Annotated in this window: 17 protein-coding genes; 3 read left to right on the top strand and 14 right to left on the bottom strand. The window is 47.4% G+C overall.

Annotated elements, in window-relative coordinates:
• Positions 1 to 11 precede the first annotated feature (11 nt).
• From D0C16_RS16755 to rpmH, 14 genes are all read right to left on the bottom strand, one after another.
• Complete coding sequence (locus D0C16_RS16755; protein WP_151033412.1) at positions 12 to 548, bottom strand: F0F1 ATP synthase subunit delta; 537 nt, start codon at positions 546 to 548, stop codon at positions 12 to 14.
• An 11-nt stretch (positions 549 to 559) separates the two neighbouring features.
• Positions 560 to 1,030 carry a F0F1 ATP synthase subunit B gene (locus D0C16_RS16750; RefSeq protein ID WP_151033411.1) on the bottom strand — a complete coding sequence of 157 codons (471 nt, stop codon included), beginning with the start codon at positions 1,028 to 1,030 and terminating at the stop codon, positions 560 to 562.
• 54 nt (positions 1,031 to 1,084) lie between these two features.
• Positions 1,085 to 1,324, bottom strand: coding sequence for a F0F1 ATP synthase subunit C (atpE, locus tag D0C16_RS16745; RefSeq protein WP_039916140.1), 240 nt, complete (start codon positions 1,322 to 1,324; stop codon positions 1,085 to 1,087).
• Positions 1,325 to 1,407: 83 nt separating this feature from the next.
• Positions 1,408 to 2,310 (bottom strand): F0F1 ATP synthase subunit A, encoded by a 903-nt coding sequence (atpB, locus tag D0C16_RS16740; protein WP_151033410.1) that lies wholly within the window; start codon positions 2,308 to 2,310, stop codon positions 1,408 to 1,410.
• A gap of 79 nt (positions 2,311 to 2,389) precedes the next feature.
• The gene (locus D0C16_RS16735) at positions 2,390 to 2,809 is read right to left on the bottom strand and encodes an ATP synthase subunit I (protein ID WP_151033409.1); all 420 of its coding nucleotides are present in this window, start codon (positions 2,807 to 2,809) and stop codon (positions 2,390 to 2,392) included.
• A 261-nt stretch (positions 2,810 to 3,070) separates the two neighbouring features.
• Positions 3,071 to 3,982 carry a ParB/RepB/Spo0J family partition protein gene (locus tag D0C16_RS16730; protein ID WP_151033408.1) on the bottom strand — a complete coding sequence of 304 codons (912 nt, stop codon included), beginning with the start codon at positions 3,980 to 3,982 and terminating at the stop codon, positions 3,071 to 3,073.
• A 36-nt stretch (positions 3,983 to 4,018) separates the two neighbouring features.
• Positions 4,019 to 4,822 (bottom strand): ParA family protein, encoded by an 804-nt coding sequence (locus D0C16_RS16725; protein WP_151033407.1) that lies wholly within the window; start codon positions 4,820 to 4,822, stop codon positions 4,019 to 4,021.
• Between the two features lie 36 nt (positions 4,823 to 4,858).
• Positions 4,859 to 5,494: a 16S rRNA (guanine(527)-N(7))-methyltransferase RsmG gene (gene rsmG / locus D0C16_RS16720; RefSeq protein WP_151034977.1), complete on the bottom strand. Its 636-nt coding sequence runs from the start codon at positions 5,492 to 5,494 to the stop codon at positions 4,859 to 4,861.
• A 141-nt stretch (positions 5,495 to 5,635) separates the two neighbouring features.
• A complete protein-coding gene (mnmG, locus tag D0C16_RS16715; RefSeq protein WP_151033406.1) occupies positions 5,636 to 7,546 on the bottom strand; it encodes a tRNA uridine-5-carboxymethylaminomethyl(34) synthesis enzyme MnmG in 1,911 nt (636 codons plus the stop codon).
• A gap of 813 nt (positions 7,547 to 8,359) precedes the next feature.
• Complete coding sequence (mnmE, locus tag D0C16_RS16710) at positions 8,360 to 9,721, bottom strand: tRNA uridine-5-carboxymethylaminomethyl(34) synthesis GTPase MnmE (protein ID WP_191968523.1); 1,362 nt, start codon at positions 9,719 to 9,721, stop codon at positions 8,360 to 8,362.
• Between the two features lie 5 nt (positions 9,722 to 9,726).
• Positions 9,727 to 11,391, bottom strand: a complete 1,665-nt coding sequence (yidC, locus tag D0C16_RS16705) for a membrane protein insertase YidC (RefSeq protein ID WP_151033405.1) — start codon at positions 11,389 to 11,391, stop codon at positions 9,727 to 9,729.
• 1 nt (position 11,392) lies between these two features.
• Positions 11,393 to 11,701: a membrane protein insertion efficiency factor YidD gene (gene yidD / locus D0C16_RS16700; RefSeq protein ID WP_151033404.1), complete on the bottom strand. Its 309-nt coding sequence runs from the start codon at positions 11,699 to 11,701 to the stop codon at positions 11,393 to 11,395.
• A 7-nt stretch (positions 11,702 to 11,708) separates the two neighbouring features.
• Positions 11,709 to 12,131 carry a ribonuclease P protein component gene (gene rnpA, locus D0C16_RS16695; protein ID WP_225318728.1) on the bottom strand — a complete coding sequence of 141 codons (423 nt, stop codon included), beginning with the start codon at positions 12,129 to 12,131 and terminating at the stop codon, positions 11,709 to 11,711.
• Positions 12,132 to 12,272: 141 nt separating this feature from the next.
• Positions 12,273 to 12,410: a 50S ribosomal protein L34 gene (gene rpmH, locus D0C16_RS16690; protein ID WP_151033402.1), complete on the bottom strand. Its 138-nt coding sequence runs from the start codon at positions 12,408 to 12,410 to the stop codon at positions 12,273 to 12,275.
• Between the two features lie 354 nt (positions 12,411 to 12,764).
• Between rpmH and dnaA the strand changes: the two genes are divergently transcribed.
• From dnaA to recF, 3 genes are all read left to right on the top strand, one after another.
• Complete coding sequence (dnaA, locus tag D0C16_RS16685) at positions 12,765 to 14,306, top strand: chromosomal replication initiator protein DnaA (RefSeq protein ID WP_225318727.1); 1,542 nt, start codon at positions 12,765 to 12,767, stop codon at positions 14,304 to 14,306.
• A 124-nt stretch (positions 14,307 to 14,430) separates the two neighbouring features.
• Positions 14,431 to 15,534 (top strand): DNA polymerase III subunit beta, encoded by a 1,104-nt coding sequence (gene dnaN, locus D0C16_RS16680; protein WP_151033400.1) that lies wholly within the window; start codon positions 14,431 to 14,433, stop codon positions 15,532 to 15,534.
• Positions 15,535 to 15,562: 28 nt separating this feature from the next.
• A complete protein-coding gene (gene recF, locus D0C16_RS16675) occupies positions 15,563 to 16,663 on the top strand; it encodes a DNA replication/repair protein RecF (protein WP_151033399.1) in 1,101 nt (366 codons plus the stop codon).
• The last annotated feature ends 34 nt before the right edge of the window (positions 16,664 to 16,697 follow it).

The following is a 16,697-nucleotide window of genomic DNA, read 5'->3' as shown; positions in this document are numbered from 1 at the left end:
CAACCCTAAAATTAGGATTTCATTGCTTCGGCGAGCTTCGCCAAGCGACCACGGACTGAACCGTCGATAACCATATCGCCAGTGGAGATAACAACACCACCTAACAGGTTCTTATCTACCGAACCTTGCACACTGACTTTACGATCCAGTTTGGCGCTCAGGGCCTGAGCCAATTTGTTAATCAAGTCAACCGGCAACTCAAAGGCCGCGGTTACCTCGACATCAATAGTTTTTTCTTGCTGTGCTTTCAGCTTGGCAAACAGCTCTTTCACATAGGGAAGAAGTGCCAAACGTTTGTTGCTTGCAAGGGTGTGAATGAAATTCTGTTGACTCTCATCCAGTTGTTCACCACAAACCTGCACAAACACGGAAGCTTTCTGCTGTGCCGACAAACCAGATGTGCTTAACGCTTTTTTCACCTGATCTTGTTCGGCAACGGCGGCTGAAACTTCCAGAGCTTCAAACCATGACTGCAATTTGTTAGCAGCCAGGGCGAACTCGAATGCTGCTTTGGCATAGGGTCTAGCCAGGGTAGTGAGTTCAGCCATATCTACCTCTCTTACAGCTGCGCAGCGAGTTTGTTAACCAACTCGTTGTGAGCGTTTTGATCGATAGAAGATTCCAGAATCTTTTCTGCGCCCGCCAATGCCAGGGTAACTACTTTCGCACGTAATTCTTCACGCGCGCGGGCAGTTGCCTGATCAATTTCTGCTTGGGCAGAGGCTTTCACACGATCCGCCTCAACACGTGCTTTCTCTTTTGCTTCTTCAACAATTTCGATAGCGCGTTTGTTAGCTTGATCGATGATTGCAGCAGCTTCTTTCTTGGCAGAAGTCAGTTGCTCAACCACTTTTTGCTTAGCCAGTTCGAGATCTTTTTCAGCTTTATCGGCAGCCTGAAGACCATCAGCTATACGCTTGGTACGCTCAGCCATTGCCGCAACAATGGGTGGCCATACAAAGCGATGTGTCAGATAAATGAAGATGACAAACGCCACCATCTGACCGATAAGAGTTGCATTAAGATTCACGATTAAATGCCTTTTGTTAAAGGGATGTAAATCGCAACAAGACCGCTAAAAAAATTAAGCGCCAGTTGCGAACAGGATGTACATACCGATACCAACACCGATCATTGGTACCGCGTCAACCAGACCCATAACAACGAAGAATTGAGTACGCAGCATCGGGATCAGTTCTGGTTGACGAGCGCCGCCTTCCAGGAACTTGCCACCAAGAATACCTACACCAATCGCAGCGCCTACAGCGCCCAGACCAATTACCAGTGCACCTGCCAGATAAATCAAAGCTTGAGCTTCAGTCACAGTGTTTTCTCCTACTAAGTTGATAAATGAAAAAAATAAAACAAATTACAAAGAACAAATTACAAAACGGGTTGGATAAGCGCTTAGTGCTGCTCATCCGTCTGATAAGCCATGCTCATGTACACAATGGTCAGCGACATGAAGATCAGTGCTTGCAAGAAAATAATCAGGATGTGGAACAACGCCCAGATCACCTGGATCACACCAGCAACACCGGCAAACACAATGCCTGCACCGTAGAGGATGGCCACCAGGATAAAGATAATTTCGCCGGCGTAGAGGTTCCCGAAGAGACGCAGGCCGAGAGATACCGGCTTGGCAATCAAACCGGGCAATTCAAGAATCAGGTTTACCGGAATAAACAAGGTTTGCACAATTGGGTTGCTGCTGCTGAATGGGTGCAGAGTCAATTCTTTGAGGAAGCCCAACAGGCCTTTTTGGGTAATGCTGAACCAAAGGATCAAAATAAATACACAGAACGCCATACCCAGGGTGATGTTTGGATCGGTAGAAGGTACGACTTTGAAGAATACCGCGTGAGGGTCAGCGCCGAGGGAAACGCCAACCAGTTTGGCGATTTCCGGTAACAGGTCGATGGCAATCAAGTCCATCGCGTTCATGAAGAATACCCACACAAAAACAGTCAGGGCCATAGGCGCGATCATAGAGTTTTTGTAGGGGAACATGCTTCTCACGTTGCCTTCGACAAACTCTACTGCTGCTTCAACGGCATTTTGCATACCCGTTGGAACATCACTGGTCACTTTCTTAGCGACGCTGCGGAAAATCAGGAAAAACACCGTTGCCAGAACTACTGACCAGCCCAAGGTATCCACATGGAAAGCCCAGAAACCCATTTGCGCTGCTTCCGCTGAATCATGCGCAAACCCCCAAGTACCGTCGGGAAATTGGCCGTAAGTAAGGTTAGTAAGGTGGTGTTTAATATACTCGGAGGATGTTATTGCTTCATGCTCGGCGGCTGACATCGTTAAGTTCCAAAATTAAAGTTGAAAAAGCTTCCGGCCGGGTTGCGGTTATCTCTAAACCCTGTAAATGGGCAGATAACTAGTGGCGACGCACCAGCGGGTAAATCCAGGCAAGTACCTGAATCATCACATAAGCCAGGATCATGGTTGCGGCGTAAGCGGCTTCTTTGAGAAACCCAATCAGCTTAAAGGCCAACAAAAACATCAAGGCTGTGATTACAAATTTTCCAAGCTCGCCAGTGTAAAAAGCCGCGAGCATTTTTTGGGGCGGTGCGCCCAATTGGGGACGAAACACCACCAGCGCCAGCCATAAGTTGGCTGTCACACCAATAATTCCACCGATGAATATTGAAACTGCGATCGGATAGCTGATCGCCAGACCAGTAGCGGCGGCAACCAGGGTCAATACCAACTGGGCGGCTACTGTTCGGAGAGCTAAACCACGCCCCTTGAGATAACGAGACATGTGCTTGAGACCCCCAATTTTTTGCGGCGGCATTCTGTCACAAAAGGCAGCTTATTACCATTGGTAACATTCTTATGCTCAGTACGCTCAAATGTGGCGCATTATAGAGATTAAGCCCCCTAGCGGCAACCATCGGGCTAACACCAAACGCAAAAACTGACTAGTAAATTTGCTGTAAATTTAGGCGTTTTTTAACGCCTTACTGCCGCTTGTGGTTTGGTCTTGTGAATACAACTAGATGTAGAGAAAAGGCATCTAGCGAACAGATGCCTTGGTAGGAAGAAACATGAAAAATTATTTAATATGACCGAGGATGCCATCAAGTTCGTCGAGGGAATTGTAGCTAATCACCAGTTTTCCCTTCCCTTTAGCACCATGCTGGATTTCCACGCCGGCGCCAAGTGTTTCAGAAAGTTGGTCCTGCAAACGGCGAATATCAGCTGAAACCTGAACTTCCGGTTTTACTTTTTCTTGATTCTGGCTTTCCTGGTAATGACGAACCAAGGCTTCAGTTTGGCGAACCGATAATCCTTTGGCCACGATTTGGCGCGCGATTTCCTTTTGTTGCTGCGGTTCCAAGGTTAACAGCGCACGCGCATGACCCATTTCCAAGTCGCCGTGTTCCAACAGGGTTTTAACTTCATCGCTCAGCGCAATCAGACGCAGCAAGTTGGTGATAGTAGTGCGGGACTTGCCCACCGCTTGCGCCACTTCAGCGTGAGTTAACTCAAACTCGTCTTGTAAGCGCTTTAGGGCAACGGCTTCTTCAATCGGATTTAAATTTTCGCGCTGGATATTTTCAATCAGCGCCATGGCGATGGCCGCTTCGTCGGGAACATCGCGAATAACCGCAGGGATTTTATCCAGACCAGCTAATTGGGTCGCGCGCCAGCGGCGTTCACCGGCGATAATTTCATAGCGACCTTCACCAATGCCACGCACCACAATCGGCTGCATTACTCCCTGGACTTTAATCGACTCGGCCAATTCTTCCAGTGCTTCAGGGTGCATATCGCGGCGCGGTTGATATTTGCCACGTTGGATTAACTCCACCGGCAAATGCGCCAACTTGCCATCTTTGTATTCAATTTTTTGATCGGCCTCGCTCGGGTTTACTGACATTTCCGGTGCTGGCGCAGTCACTCCCAAACCAGCACTCAAAAGTGCATCCAAGCCTTTACCCAAACCTTTGCGTTTACTCGACATTCTTGTTGGCCTTATTTCAATTCAAAAAACGACTACTTAGTTGGCTGCTGCAGTTTCAGCAGTGGATTTATTGCTCGGTTCATTGCGACGTAAAATTTCTCCGGCCAATGCCAGGTAGGCGATGGCGCCTTTGGATTGTCGATCAAACGCCAATACCGGCATCCCGAAACTTGGGGCCTCAGCAAGACGTACATTGCGCGGAATACAGGTGCGATACAAACGGTCGCCGAAGTGTTGTTGCAACTGGGCCGACACATCGTTCGTCAAACTGTTGCGCGGATCATACATGGTGCGTAGCAAACCTTCGATTTTTAAATTCGGGTTCAGTACTTTTTGAATTTGGTTAATAGTATTTACCAGCGCCGACAAACCTTCCAACGCGTAATACTCACATTGCATGGCGATAATCACTCCATCGCAGGCGGTTAACGCATTCAAGGTAAGCATGTTCAGTGAAGGAGGGCAGTCAATTAAAATATAATCGTAGCTGTCGCGTACTAAATTCAGCGCATTTTGCAAACGGCGTTCTTTGTTATCCAGAGCGAGCATTTCCACTTCAGCGGCAGTGAGGTCACCGTTTGCCGGCAGCACGTGATACTTACCGCTTTCCGATACCTGGATACAGTCTTTGATGGCGGCGCGCTCGGTTAGGACTTCGTAAATACTCTCTTCCACTTCGTTTTTATTAACACCACTGCCCATGGTGGCGTTGCCTTGCGGATCCAGATCAACCAGCAGCACACGCTTTTTGGTAGCGACCAAGGATGCCGCCAGATTTACGCAGGTTGTTGTTTTGCCCACACCGCCTTTTTGATTTGCAATCGCATAGATCTTGGTCAAGTGACAATCCTATAACCACCGCGTGGTTGAAAAATTTTATTGTTTGGCCCGCAGTATTAACAAATGGCGTTCACCATCAGTTTCTGCAACAGCTAATTTAATGGTTTCGAGTAATTCAATTTTATCGTTAATCGGTGCCAATTCATCTTCTGGATAAAGGCCTTTCATGGCCAGGAAAATTCCATCTGGTTTGATCAGGTTGGCGCAACCTTCTGTCATATCTTGCAAACTGGCAAAAGCGCGGCTGATAATTCCGTCGAATTTTTCTTGCGGCGCAAATTCTTCCACCCGGCGGTTTTCTACAGTCACATTAGTTAGCCCTAGCAAGGTTTTAACGTGAAATAAAAATCGGGTTTTTTTACCGTTGCTATCTAACAAGGTAAATTGTTTTTCAGGAAACATAATCGCCAGTGGTATTCCTGGCAAACCACCACCGGTTCCTACATCAATTATCCGCGTTAGCGGAAAATTTTTTTCACCACTCTGTTTTGCTGTAGAGTCTTTATGTGCGTTAAACCAAGGGACCACACTTAAACTGTCCAGTAGGTGGCGCGCGACCATTTGCTGAATGTCGCGCACGGCGGAAAGATTGTAGGCTTTATTCCACTTTTCAAATTCACGAATATAGGCCAATAATTTTTCCGTTTGCTCGCCGGTGAGCGACACGAACATCTCAGCCGCGCCACTTATCAACTGTTGCTGCAAACGATCTTGTAGATCTACATCAATCACTCTTGTTACTCACAGTATCCGTGCAACGGAAAAAAGTATGCGCGTAGCGGAAAAAATTTTTAGCTTATCGATAAAAGCAGATTAGCTGGCTCGTTGTTCCGGTGCATCATCTTTTAGTCGGTGAAGTACACCGCGCTTTTTCAAATACACCAACACCAGTGATATCGCTGCTGGTGTAATTCCGGAAATACGCGACGCTCGTGCTAATGTTTGCGGGCGCGCCGCGATCAATTTTTGTTTAACTTCATTCGACAAGCCTTCTACCTGCGAATAATCGAAGTCATCCGGAATAATGGTATTTTCGTAAGCACGCAACCGATTCACGTCTTCTTGCTGACGTTCAATATAACCGGAATATTTTGCTTCGATCTCGACTTGCTCTGCCGCCGCTTCATTGGCGATAGCTTCACCTTTCAAATGGGCAATATCAGCGTAGGTTAATTCCGGGCGTTTTAACAAATCCATCAGACTATATTCACGCGCAAGTTTGGTCTGGATTTTCTGCTCGATAACATCTGCCTCAGCAGAACCCGCTTGAATCCAGGTGGAGCGTAGACGCTGTTGTTCTAATTCGATTTGCTCCCGCTTGTCGCAAAATATTTTCCATTGCTCATCGCTAATCAAACCCAATTCACGGCCTTTTTCCGTCAAACGTAAATCGGCGTTGTCTTCGCGCAACAGCAAGCGATACTCTGCGCGACTGGTAAACATACGGTAGGGTTCTTTAGTGCCGAGCGTAATCAAATCATCGACCAATACGCCCAAATAGGCTTGGTCACGGGTCGGACACCAAGCTGCTTTATCTTGTGCGCGCAGAGCGGCGTTAATTCCCGCGAGCATACCTTGCGCGCCGGCTTCCTCGTAACCGGTAGTGCCATTGATTTGACCGGCAAAAAATAATCCACCGATTACTTTAGTTTCCAAACTGTGTTGCAAATCCTGCGGATTGAAAAAATCGTATTCGATCGCGTAACCGGGACGCAGGATATGCGCGTTTTCAAATCCTTTCATGGAACGCACAATTTCCAACTGCACATCAAATGGCAAACTGGTGGAAATGCCATTCGGGTAAAGTTCGTGGGTAGTCAGACCTTCGGGCTCGATAAAAATCTGGTGCGAGTCTTTATCCGCGAAGCGGTGAATTTTATCTTCGATGGATGGACAGTAGCGCGGGCCAATACCTTCGATCACACCTGAGTACATTGGCGACCGATCGAGGTTGCGACGAATTACATCATGAGTTTTCTCATTGGTATGGGTGATGTAACAGCAAATCTGGCGCGGTTGCATCGCGCGGTTGCCGCGTACCGACATCACCGGGCGCGGGTCATCGCCCCATTGTTTTTCCAGTACATTAAAGTTAACCGTACGAGCATCGATCCGGGGTGGAGTTCCGGTTTTCAAACGATCAACACGCAGCGGCAATTCGCGCAGGCGTTTTGAAAGTGCAATGGATGGCGGATCACCCGCGCGACCGCCGGAGTAATTTTGTAAACCTATATGAATTAAGCCACCCAGAAAGGTACCCGCAGTGAGCACCACCTGGTTCGCCATAAATTTCAGGCCCATCTGCGTAATTACACCGCGCACCTGATCGTTTTCCACAATCAGATCATCGGCCGCCTGTTGGAAGATCCACAGATTTTGCTGATTTTCCAGGGTTTCGCGAATTGCCGCTTTGTAGAGGATGCGGTCGGCCTGGGCGCGGGTGGCGCGCACTGCCGGGCCTTTGCGGGCATTTAATACCCGAAATTGGATTCCACCTTTGTCGGTGGCCAGGGCCATAGCGCCGCCCAGAGCATCAATTTCTTTCACCAGATGGCTTTTACCAATACCGCCGATGGCCGGGTTACAGGACATTTGCCCCAAGGTTTCTATGTTGTGGGAGAGCAGGAGTGTTTTACATCCCATACGCGCCGCGGCCAAACAGGCCTCGGTTCCAGCGTGGCCACCACCAATCACAATCACATCAAAACGATCCGGGAAAATCATCGCTTACACCTTGCAGCTTGGCTGCGTACATAGCCGAAAAATGACCTGTGGGTCAAAAGGGGCGACATTATAGAGCGACTCGCGCATTTGCACAAAACTTGTACAGGGATTAATCAATAGATTTTTTTTCCGCGCAATCGAATTAGGTAATTAGTTACTGAGACACGCCGTGAATCCATCCATAGGGGCTTGTCGTCGACAAGCCCTGTCTACAAGGGTCTCAACAACTAATCCCCCTATGCTACTCAGACTCAAATAACAAACTTATTCAAAAAAAGTGCTCGCGTTACAACAAAGGAGAATTTTTTAAATAGATGAATAAATATTTTGTTATTTAGGGTTTTTAATGATGTTGTTATATATAGTGAGCAAAATTTCTGTGGATAAGTATAAAAAAGTAATCTAAATCATAAAGTTAAGTCAATAATAACCAGCGGGATAAAGGCTCGGTAAGCTGGGTTTATGCTGATTGAAAGCTGGTTGTAAAAGGCTAAGTTATACAGAAAAACTGGAAATTCGAATTTATCCCCAAAACCCTGCCCAGTTTTTGTCGCTTGCACCCACAGGTTTGTACACACCCAATAGTCATCAATAATAAAAATTATCGTTAAAACAGGTATTTACAAGGTAAACCTAAACATTTCTGTGGATAACCTGTGTAACTGTGTGGAAAAAGTTGAAGATAAGCCGGTATTAAGATTTCCCTTAGGGTAAGGTTTGTGGGGTTTCACCGGTTAAATAGGATTTAAGCAGAGAAGATGGTACGAAGGTTTGTTTTACACGGCGGAGTCGCCTCCGCCGTGTAGAAGCGGTCTATTTACCGATACAGAAGCTACTGAAAATTCTTCCTAAAAGATCATCCGGGGTGAATTCCCCGGTAATTTCCCCCAGGGCTTTTTGCGACTGACGTAAATCTTCTGCGAGGAGTTCACCGGCGGCATAACCCTGGAGCTGGGCCTGACCGGAATAGAGGAAGCCCTGAGCCCGCTCCAGCGCATCTAAATGACGGCGGCGGGCAGTAAAACCGCTTTCGCCAGTTTCGCTAAAGCCCATAATGGATTTGAGGTGCTGCTTTAGTGCATCCACACCGGCGCCAGTGGCAGCGCTGATGCTGATGTAGGGATTGGGCACCTGCTCAAACAGGCCGGCCGCTTCTCCAGTCAGGTCAATTTTGTTGCGGATCAGGGTGACCTTGGCAGGATTGTCCAGCTGGGCAATAAAATCCGGCCAAATGGCTATTGGATCAGTTTGCGGAGTTTGGCGGCTATCCACTAATAACAGCACGCGATCAGCTTGCTGGATTTCCTGCCAGGCACGTTGAATACCTATTTGTTCTACTTCGTCCGGGCTCTCGCGTAAACCAGCGGTATCGATAATATGCAGAGGCATACCATCAATATGGATATGTTCGCGCAAAACATCGCGGGTTGTGCCTTCAATACTGGTGACAATGGCGGATTCGCGACCACTGAGCGCATTTAACAGGCTGGATTTGCCCGCGTTGGGCCGGCCCGCGATTACTACGCGCATGCCATCGCGTACCAGAGCGCCCTGTCGTGCTTCCTTAAACACCTGTTCCAGTTTGCCCACAATGTTTTGCAGATCGCGTGCGACCTTGCCGTCGCTGAGAAAATCAATTTCTTCCTCCGGGAAATCAATAGAGGCTTCGACATAGATGCGCAGGTGAATCAGTGCTTCTACCAGGTCGTGAATGCGTTTGGAGAAAGCGCCCTGTAAGGAGTGGAGCGCATTGCGTGCGGCCTGTTCACTGGTGGCATCAATCAAATCGGCGATAGCTTCAGCTTGGGCCAGGTCCAGTTTGTCGTTGAGGAAGGCGCGCTCGGAGAATTCACCAGGTCGTGCCAGACGCACACCCAAACGGGTGATTTCACGCAGGAGTAAATCCAGAATAATAGGACCGCCATGGCCCTGAAGTTCAAGGACATCTTCACCGGTAAAGGAATTGGGGCTGGGGAAAAATAGCGCTATGCCTTGATCGAGAACCTCGCCTGAAGCTGCCGAGAAGTTGCAATAGTGGGCATGGCGCGGTTGCAGATTAATAGAAAGAAGACTTTCAGCAACCAATTTGGCCTTCGGGCCGGAGACGCGGACTATACCGACACCTCCGCGGCCAGTGGCGGTGGCTATGGCTGCGATGGTATCGGTATTGATCATGGCAATTACTTGGTAGCAGGTTCAGCGTCGATTCGGCGAGTAATTACATACTGCTGGGCGATCGACAAAATGTTGTTGGTTACCCAGTACAACACCATACCGGCCGGGAACCAGAGGAACATGATAGTAAATACGATCGGCAGCATTTGCATTATGCGCGCTTGCATTGGATCTGTTGGTTGCGGGTTTAGCTTTTGCATAAACCACATAGTGATTCCGTAGATAATCGGCAACACGAAATAGGGATCTTTTACCGAGAGGTCCATGATCCAGCCAAAGAAAGGTGCATGGCGCAGTTCGACTGATTCCATCAATACATAATAGAAGGAGAGGAATACCGGCATTTGAATCAGCAGAGGCAAGCAGCCGCCGAAGGGGTTTACCTGCTCGGTTTTGTAGAGCTTCATCATTTCCTGCGAGAACTTCTGGCGATCATCGCCATAGCGTTCTTTCATTTCTGCCATTTTCGGCGCAAGTTTGCGCATTTTCGCCATGGATTTATAGCTGGCGGCAGAAAGTTTGAAGAATAACGCTTTGATTAAAATAATCAGACTGATAATCGCCAGACCCCAGTTGCCAACAAACTCATGGATAAATTTCATAAACGCGAACAAGGGTTTGGACAACCACCACAACCAGCCGTAATCCACGGTAAGATCCAGGTGCGGGGAGATTTCTTCCAGACGTTTGGTATCTTTCGGGCCAGCGTAGAAATCAGCACTGATACTGGCTTGGGTACCCGGAGCAACTTCATTAATTTTGCTGGTAAAGCCCAGCAAATATAGGTCATTAGTACCTAACTTACGCAAACTAAAACTGTTGTCACTATTGGCATCGGGAATCCAGGCGCTGATGAAGTAGTGTTGCACCATGGCAACCCATCCACCCTGGCGACTGGTTTTGTACTCGCCTTCAGCAATTTTGGCGAACGTGAATTTTTTATAGTTTTCTTCAGTAGTCGTAATCGCGGCACCGAGGAAGGGGTTCATTTCCAGCGCGCTCACTTTCACAAAGTTTTGGCTGTCGCGTTTGATTTGGCCATAGAGTTGAGCCGACCAGATATTGCTGCTTTTGTTATCGATCAGGTATTCCACCTTGATCAGATACTCACCGCGAGTAAAGGTGAAACGTTTGGTGATCTTTACTTCACCTTGTTGCAGCGCCAAATCCACTTGCAGCTGCTCTTTACCATCGGTCAGTGAATAGCTTTGTTGTTCGCTGGTAAACAATGGGCGGCCGGCAGCTGTGTCGGTGCCATTGATACCAATCAAGCCACTTTGCGCGATATAGGTATGGTTATCGCGGTTGTCCAACAACACATAGGGCTGATCGGGCGTATTTAGCTGGGCATAATGACGGGGCAGAGCCACTTCGACAATATCACCACCCAATGGATTGATGGTTACATTCAAGCTGTCAGTTTTGATGCTGATGAGATGCTGTTGCGCCTGTTTGGCTTTGTCAGCTTCCGAAAGCTCTTGTCCAGCTGCAGCGGGAATTTCACTGGATGCAGGGGGAATACTTGCATCTTCAGCTACAGAACTACTGGTTTGGCTAGCCACTGCAGCGGCTGGCGCTGGAAGTTTTTCCTGGTATTCATGCCAACGAATAACCAGAAGTAACAGGGTTGCGAGAATGCCCGCAATTAACAGGTTTTTTTGCCAATCCATCTTAATGACTGCCATCTGTAGGGTGTGAGTGAAAGTGTGAACAACAGGTTTTTTTCAATTCCGGGACTGGATCCAACCCGCCTTGGTGCCAGGGATGGCATTTTATAAGGCGACGTAGGGTTAGATAAGACCCGCTAAAAAATCCATAGCGCTTAAGTGCCTCTTCCGAATAATGGGAACAGGTTGGGTAAAAACGACATTGGTTGCCAATCCAGGGGCTCAATAAATAACGGTAAATATGGATTAGCTTTACAGCGGCCAAAACCAATAACTGGTGCAGTTTGCTGATCAAGGTTTTTACCAGTGACATAACCGGATTATTCCCCCTGTGGTTGGGGTTGCGATCTTAACCTATGCTGGCGAGCTTTTTTAAAAATTCGCTGCCATTGTTGGTCAAGTTGCTGGCTAAATTCGGCATTGGTCAGATTTTCCAGCCCTTTGCGTGACAGGACTATGACATCCAGTCCGGCAAAAGCGTGTTGGCGAGTGCGAAAACTTTCCCGAATCAAACGTTTGAAGCGATTGCGTTCCACCGCGAGGCGCAAATGTTTCTTGGCAATAACCAAACCTAATCGACCAATATTGAGTTGGTTACTGCGAGATAGAATTAGAAAATGCTGATGAGATGCGCGAAACGGTGCATCGTCGAAGATTTTTTGAAAATCAGTCGCTTCGAGTAAGCGCAGGGATTTTGAAAATGTAAGGGGTAATGCTGTGCGGGAATCAGAAAGTTGATTCAAACTAGCAGGCTGCTGAGATTCTATTGTGGCTGACATAAGTGCAAAAAAGTAGCCCGGTTAAACCCTCATTGACTACTTTTATTCACCTGATCAAATAACGAAGGTCAACAAACTGCTAGTGAACCAGGAAGCGTAGACCAATTAAACCTGGGTCAACGCTTTACGGCCTTTGGCACGACGACGAGCCAAAACCAAACGACCACCTTTGGTAGCCATGCGTGCACGGAAACCGTGGTTGCGAACGCGCTTAAGATTGCTGGGTTGGAATGTTCTTTTCATGATAAACCTGTTAAAAATCCTGAGTTAATTCACACGGTGTGCGAAAAGAGGGCGAATTCTAATGAAGGGCTTGCACTAAAGCAAATTATTTTGTGCAAATTATCTACAAAAACGCTAAAAACTCATTAATCACAGTTTTTGTCAGTTTTCCCCCAGTTAATCCAAAAAATATTCACAGGTTTATCCACAGTTTGGGCGTTTAAATCACTCTTAGAACTGGCGTACATGTTCGTAGAGGTGGTTCGTAACACATTGAATTTTAATGGCTAAGTTTTAATCCATTAAATTAATTTTTCTTGTTTACTGTGGATAACTTTGCGACGCGAGAGTAGACTTGCTCCCCCCTTGTTAACAATGAGACGCGGGTGCGTTGCGGGAGTTTTAGTTTTGTTGCAATCAATTTGGAAATTATGTGCCGCGAGTTTACAGGATGAATTGCCTTCCCAGCAGTTCAATACCTGGATCCGGCCGTTACAAATTGATGAGTCTGCCGCGCCGCTGGAATTAAGGTTGTTAGCGCCAAACCGCTTTATTTGCGATTGGGTAAATGACAAGTTCCTTAATCGTATCCGCGAACTTGCAGTTCAATATCATCAGGATAAGAACTTAAATGTTGCAGTGGGGGTTGTCTCGCGGCCAGTCACGGGTTTTCAGGCTCGGGCAATTCCTGAAGTTATTAGTACACCTGTGCCCGTTTCACAGCCTGCTATTCCAATTTACACACCTAAATTGGAGCTAAGTGCTTCGATATCGGGTGATTTCGCAAACAACTCCGTCGATTATGAAGATAAGTCGCTGAATAACTCTGAGGAGTTGTTACTGGAGGCTACTAACAGACCAACACCCGAACTGGATGTAGAGGGTGGGCTTAAACACAGTAATTATCTTAATTTGTCATCGACGTTCGCTACCTTTGTTGAGGGTAAGTCCAACCAACTCGGTTTGGCGGCAGCACGTCAGGTCGCAGAGAATCCCGGCGGAGCTTATAACCCGCTTTTTATATACGGTGGAGTGGGGCTGGGTAAGACCCATTTGATGCAGGCGGTTGGTAATGCCATGGTTGCTCGCAACCCGAATGCTAAAGTGGTGTACCTACATTCCGAGCGTTTTGTGGCTGATATGGTCAAAGCGCTGCAACTCAATGCTATTAACGATTTTAAGCGCTATTACCGTTCGATGGATGCCTTGTTAATTGACGATATTCAGTTCTTTGCAGGCAAAGAGCGTTCTCAGGAAGAGTTCTTTCATACCTTCAACTCACTGCTCGAGGGTGGGCGTCAGATAATCCTTACCTGTGACAGGTTTCCCAAAGAAATTAATGGATTGGAAGAGCGGTTGAAATCTCGTTTCGGCTGGGGGCTGACGGTAGCAGTGGAACCCCCAGAGTTGGAAACACGTGTTGCGATTCTTATGAAGAAGGCCGAGCAGGTAAACGTAGACTTACCTCACGATGCTGCGTTCTTTATTGCTCAACGAATTCGAGCAAATGTTCGCGACCTGGAAGGTGCGTTGAAGCGTGTCATTGCAAGCTCCAATTTTACGGGTCGTCCAATCGACGTCGAACTTGTGCGTGAAGCCTTGAAGGACTTATTGGCATTGCAGGATAAACAAGTTGGTATCGACAATATCCAGCGTGTTGTCTGTGAATACTACAAAATTAAAATGAACGACATGATTTCCAAACGTCGTAGTCGTTCAGTTGCAAGGCCGCGGCAAGTGGCAATGGCCCTCGCCAAGGAACTAACTAATCACAGCTTGCCGGAAATTGGTGAAGCCTTTGGCGGTCGCGACCATACGACGGTATTGCACGCCTGTCGCAAGATAAAAGAATTGCAGGAAGAAACCGCGGATATCCGCGAAGATATGAAAAATTTGCTGCGTTCGCTAACAACTTGATTTATAAACGCGGTTTGAGTTTTGTGCGGTGAAAGTAACCAGAAAGACTGACCTGAAATAAGTAATTCGTTACCCTGAGAAAGCCAACCAATAAGTCCCGGAAGATTACCTAAGAGACCATCACATGAAATTTGCCGTATCCCGCGAAGCCTTGATCAAGCCCTTACAATTGGTAGCTGGTGTGGTTGAACGTCGCCAGACCTTGCCGGTGCTTTCCAATGTGTTGATTCAATTACAGGGTGATCAGTTATCCTTGACTGGTACTGATCTGGAGGTAGAGATCGTTGGTCGCTTGACTCTGGAGCAGCCAGGGCAATCCGGGGAAATTACAGTCCCCGCACGTAAGTTGGTAGATATCTGCAGATCCCTGCCAGATAGCAGCACAATCGAGTTCACTTTGGAAGAAAACCGCATTCTGGTTAAGTCTGGTCGCAGTCGTTTTACCTTATCGACTTTACCGGCGTCTGATTTTCCCAATGTGGAGGATACTCCGGGCAATTTGCGTTTTAGCTGTGCCCAGCAGGAAGTAAAACGGCTTATCGAGCGCACCGCCTTTGCTATGGCCCAGCAGGATGTCCGTTATTATTTGAATGGCATGTTGTGGGAAGTGCGGCAGGATCAATTGCGCGTGGTGGCAACTGATGGGCACCGCATGGCGATGTGCACCCGCGCTGTAGCGGTAAATTCCGGCGATGTTATCCAGGCAATTTTGCCGCGCAAAGGTGTGTTGGAGTTGTCGCGCTTGCTGGACGATTCGACCGCGCAGGTAGAAATAGTATTGAGTTCCAATCATATCCGCGTTACCTCAGTTGATTACACCTTTACTTCCAAGTTGGTGGATGGCAAGTTCCCCGAATACGAACGCGTATTGCCGCGTGGTGGTAATAAGATTGTTATTGGTTCACGTTTGGAGTTAAAGCAGGCGTTCGCACGTACAGCGATTTTGTCTAACGAAAAGTATCGCGGGGTTCGTTTGCTCCTATCTGACGGTACGCTCACCATAGTGGCAAATAACCCTGAACAGGAAGAGGCCGAGGAGCAGGTAACCGTAGATTATGCTGGCGAGTCTCTTGAAGTAGGTTTTAATGTAAGTTACTTACAGGACGTGGCCAACGTGATAAGTAACGAGAATATTAAGATTACCTTGTCTGATGCTAATTCCAGTGCTCTGTTGGAAGAACCTGAAAATAGTGATTCCCTTTATGTAGTTATGCCAATGCGGCTCTAATTGGCCGCGTTTGCGTCACCCTGGTCTTATGACCTTAAATCGATTATTTATTCAAAACTTGCGCAACCTCGAGGGGGTGGATATCACTCCTTCAGCGCAGGTAAACCTTATCTTTGGCGAAAATGGTTCCGGAAAAACCAGCGTTTTGGAAGCGGTAAACTTGTTGGCCTTGGGAAGATCTTTCCGCAGTCATAAGCATAAACCTCTTATCAGACATCACCAAAATTCTTTCACGGTATTTGGCAAAGTACGTGTTGAAGATGGTTCCGATGTTCCTATCGGAATTAATCGAACGTCGGAAGGCCTGGCTAATTTCAAAGTTAACGGTTCTATGGTTCCATCGGCGGCAGATTTAGCCGCTTATCTTCCGGTTCAGGTAATTAATTCTGAAACTTTTTTGCTGTTGGAAGGAAGTCCTCAGGTTAGAAGGCAGTTTATCGATTGGTTAGTGTTTCACGTGGAACATGGATTTTTCCCTGCATGGAAGGCAATTCAGCGTTGCCTCAAACACCGCAACAGCCTCTTGCGCCATGATAGAATAGACCCCTTTGAGCTTGCTCCTTGGGATAAGGAATTGGTGCTACTCACAGAGCAGATTCACGAATTTCGTTTGGAATCATTTCGCCAGTTTCATGAAGTATTTGATGAACTCTGTAAGGAGTTTACTAAACTGGATGGAGTTAAACTGAGTTACTACCGTGGTTGGGATAAGGATAAGAACTACGCTGAGGTGTTGTCAGCCTCTCTAGAGCGGGATCAACGTATCGGTTATACACAGTCCGGCAGTCACAGGGCAGATTTACGCATCACCATCAACGGTCAATATGCTGCGGAGACACTGTCTCGCGGTCAGCAGAAGCTCTTAGTCTGCGCGCTGAAAATTGCCCAGGGCTGCGTATTCAGCCGTATCACAGGGCGAAAGTCTGTTTATTTAGTGGATGACTTACCAGCAGAATTGGATGAAAAGCATCGCGCACTATTAGTTAAATGGTTGGCGACTATGGGAACCCAGGTTTTTATTACCGGTGTTGACCGTGATGTGCTTCTTGCCAGTTGGCTTGATAAACCAGAGATAACACCTAAATTGTTTCACGTGGAACATGGTAGGGTAGTTGAAGCACCTTATTAGGAAGTGCATTTGCTTCCGATTGAACAAAGAATTC

The sequence above is a fragment of the Cellvibrio sp. KY-GH-1 genome, from assembly GCF_008806975.1.
Classification (GTDB): Bacteria; Pseudomonadota; Gammaproteobacteria; order Pseudomonadales; family Cellvibrionaceae; genus Cellvibrio.
The sequence above is the reverse complement of the archived record's forward strand: the minus strand, read 5'-3'. Positions and strand labels throughout refer to the sequence as shown.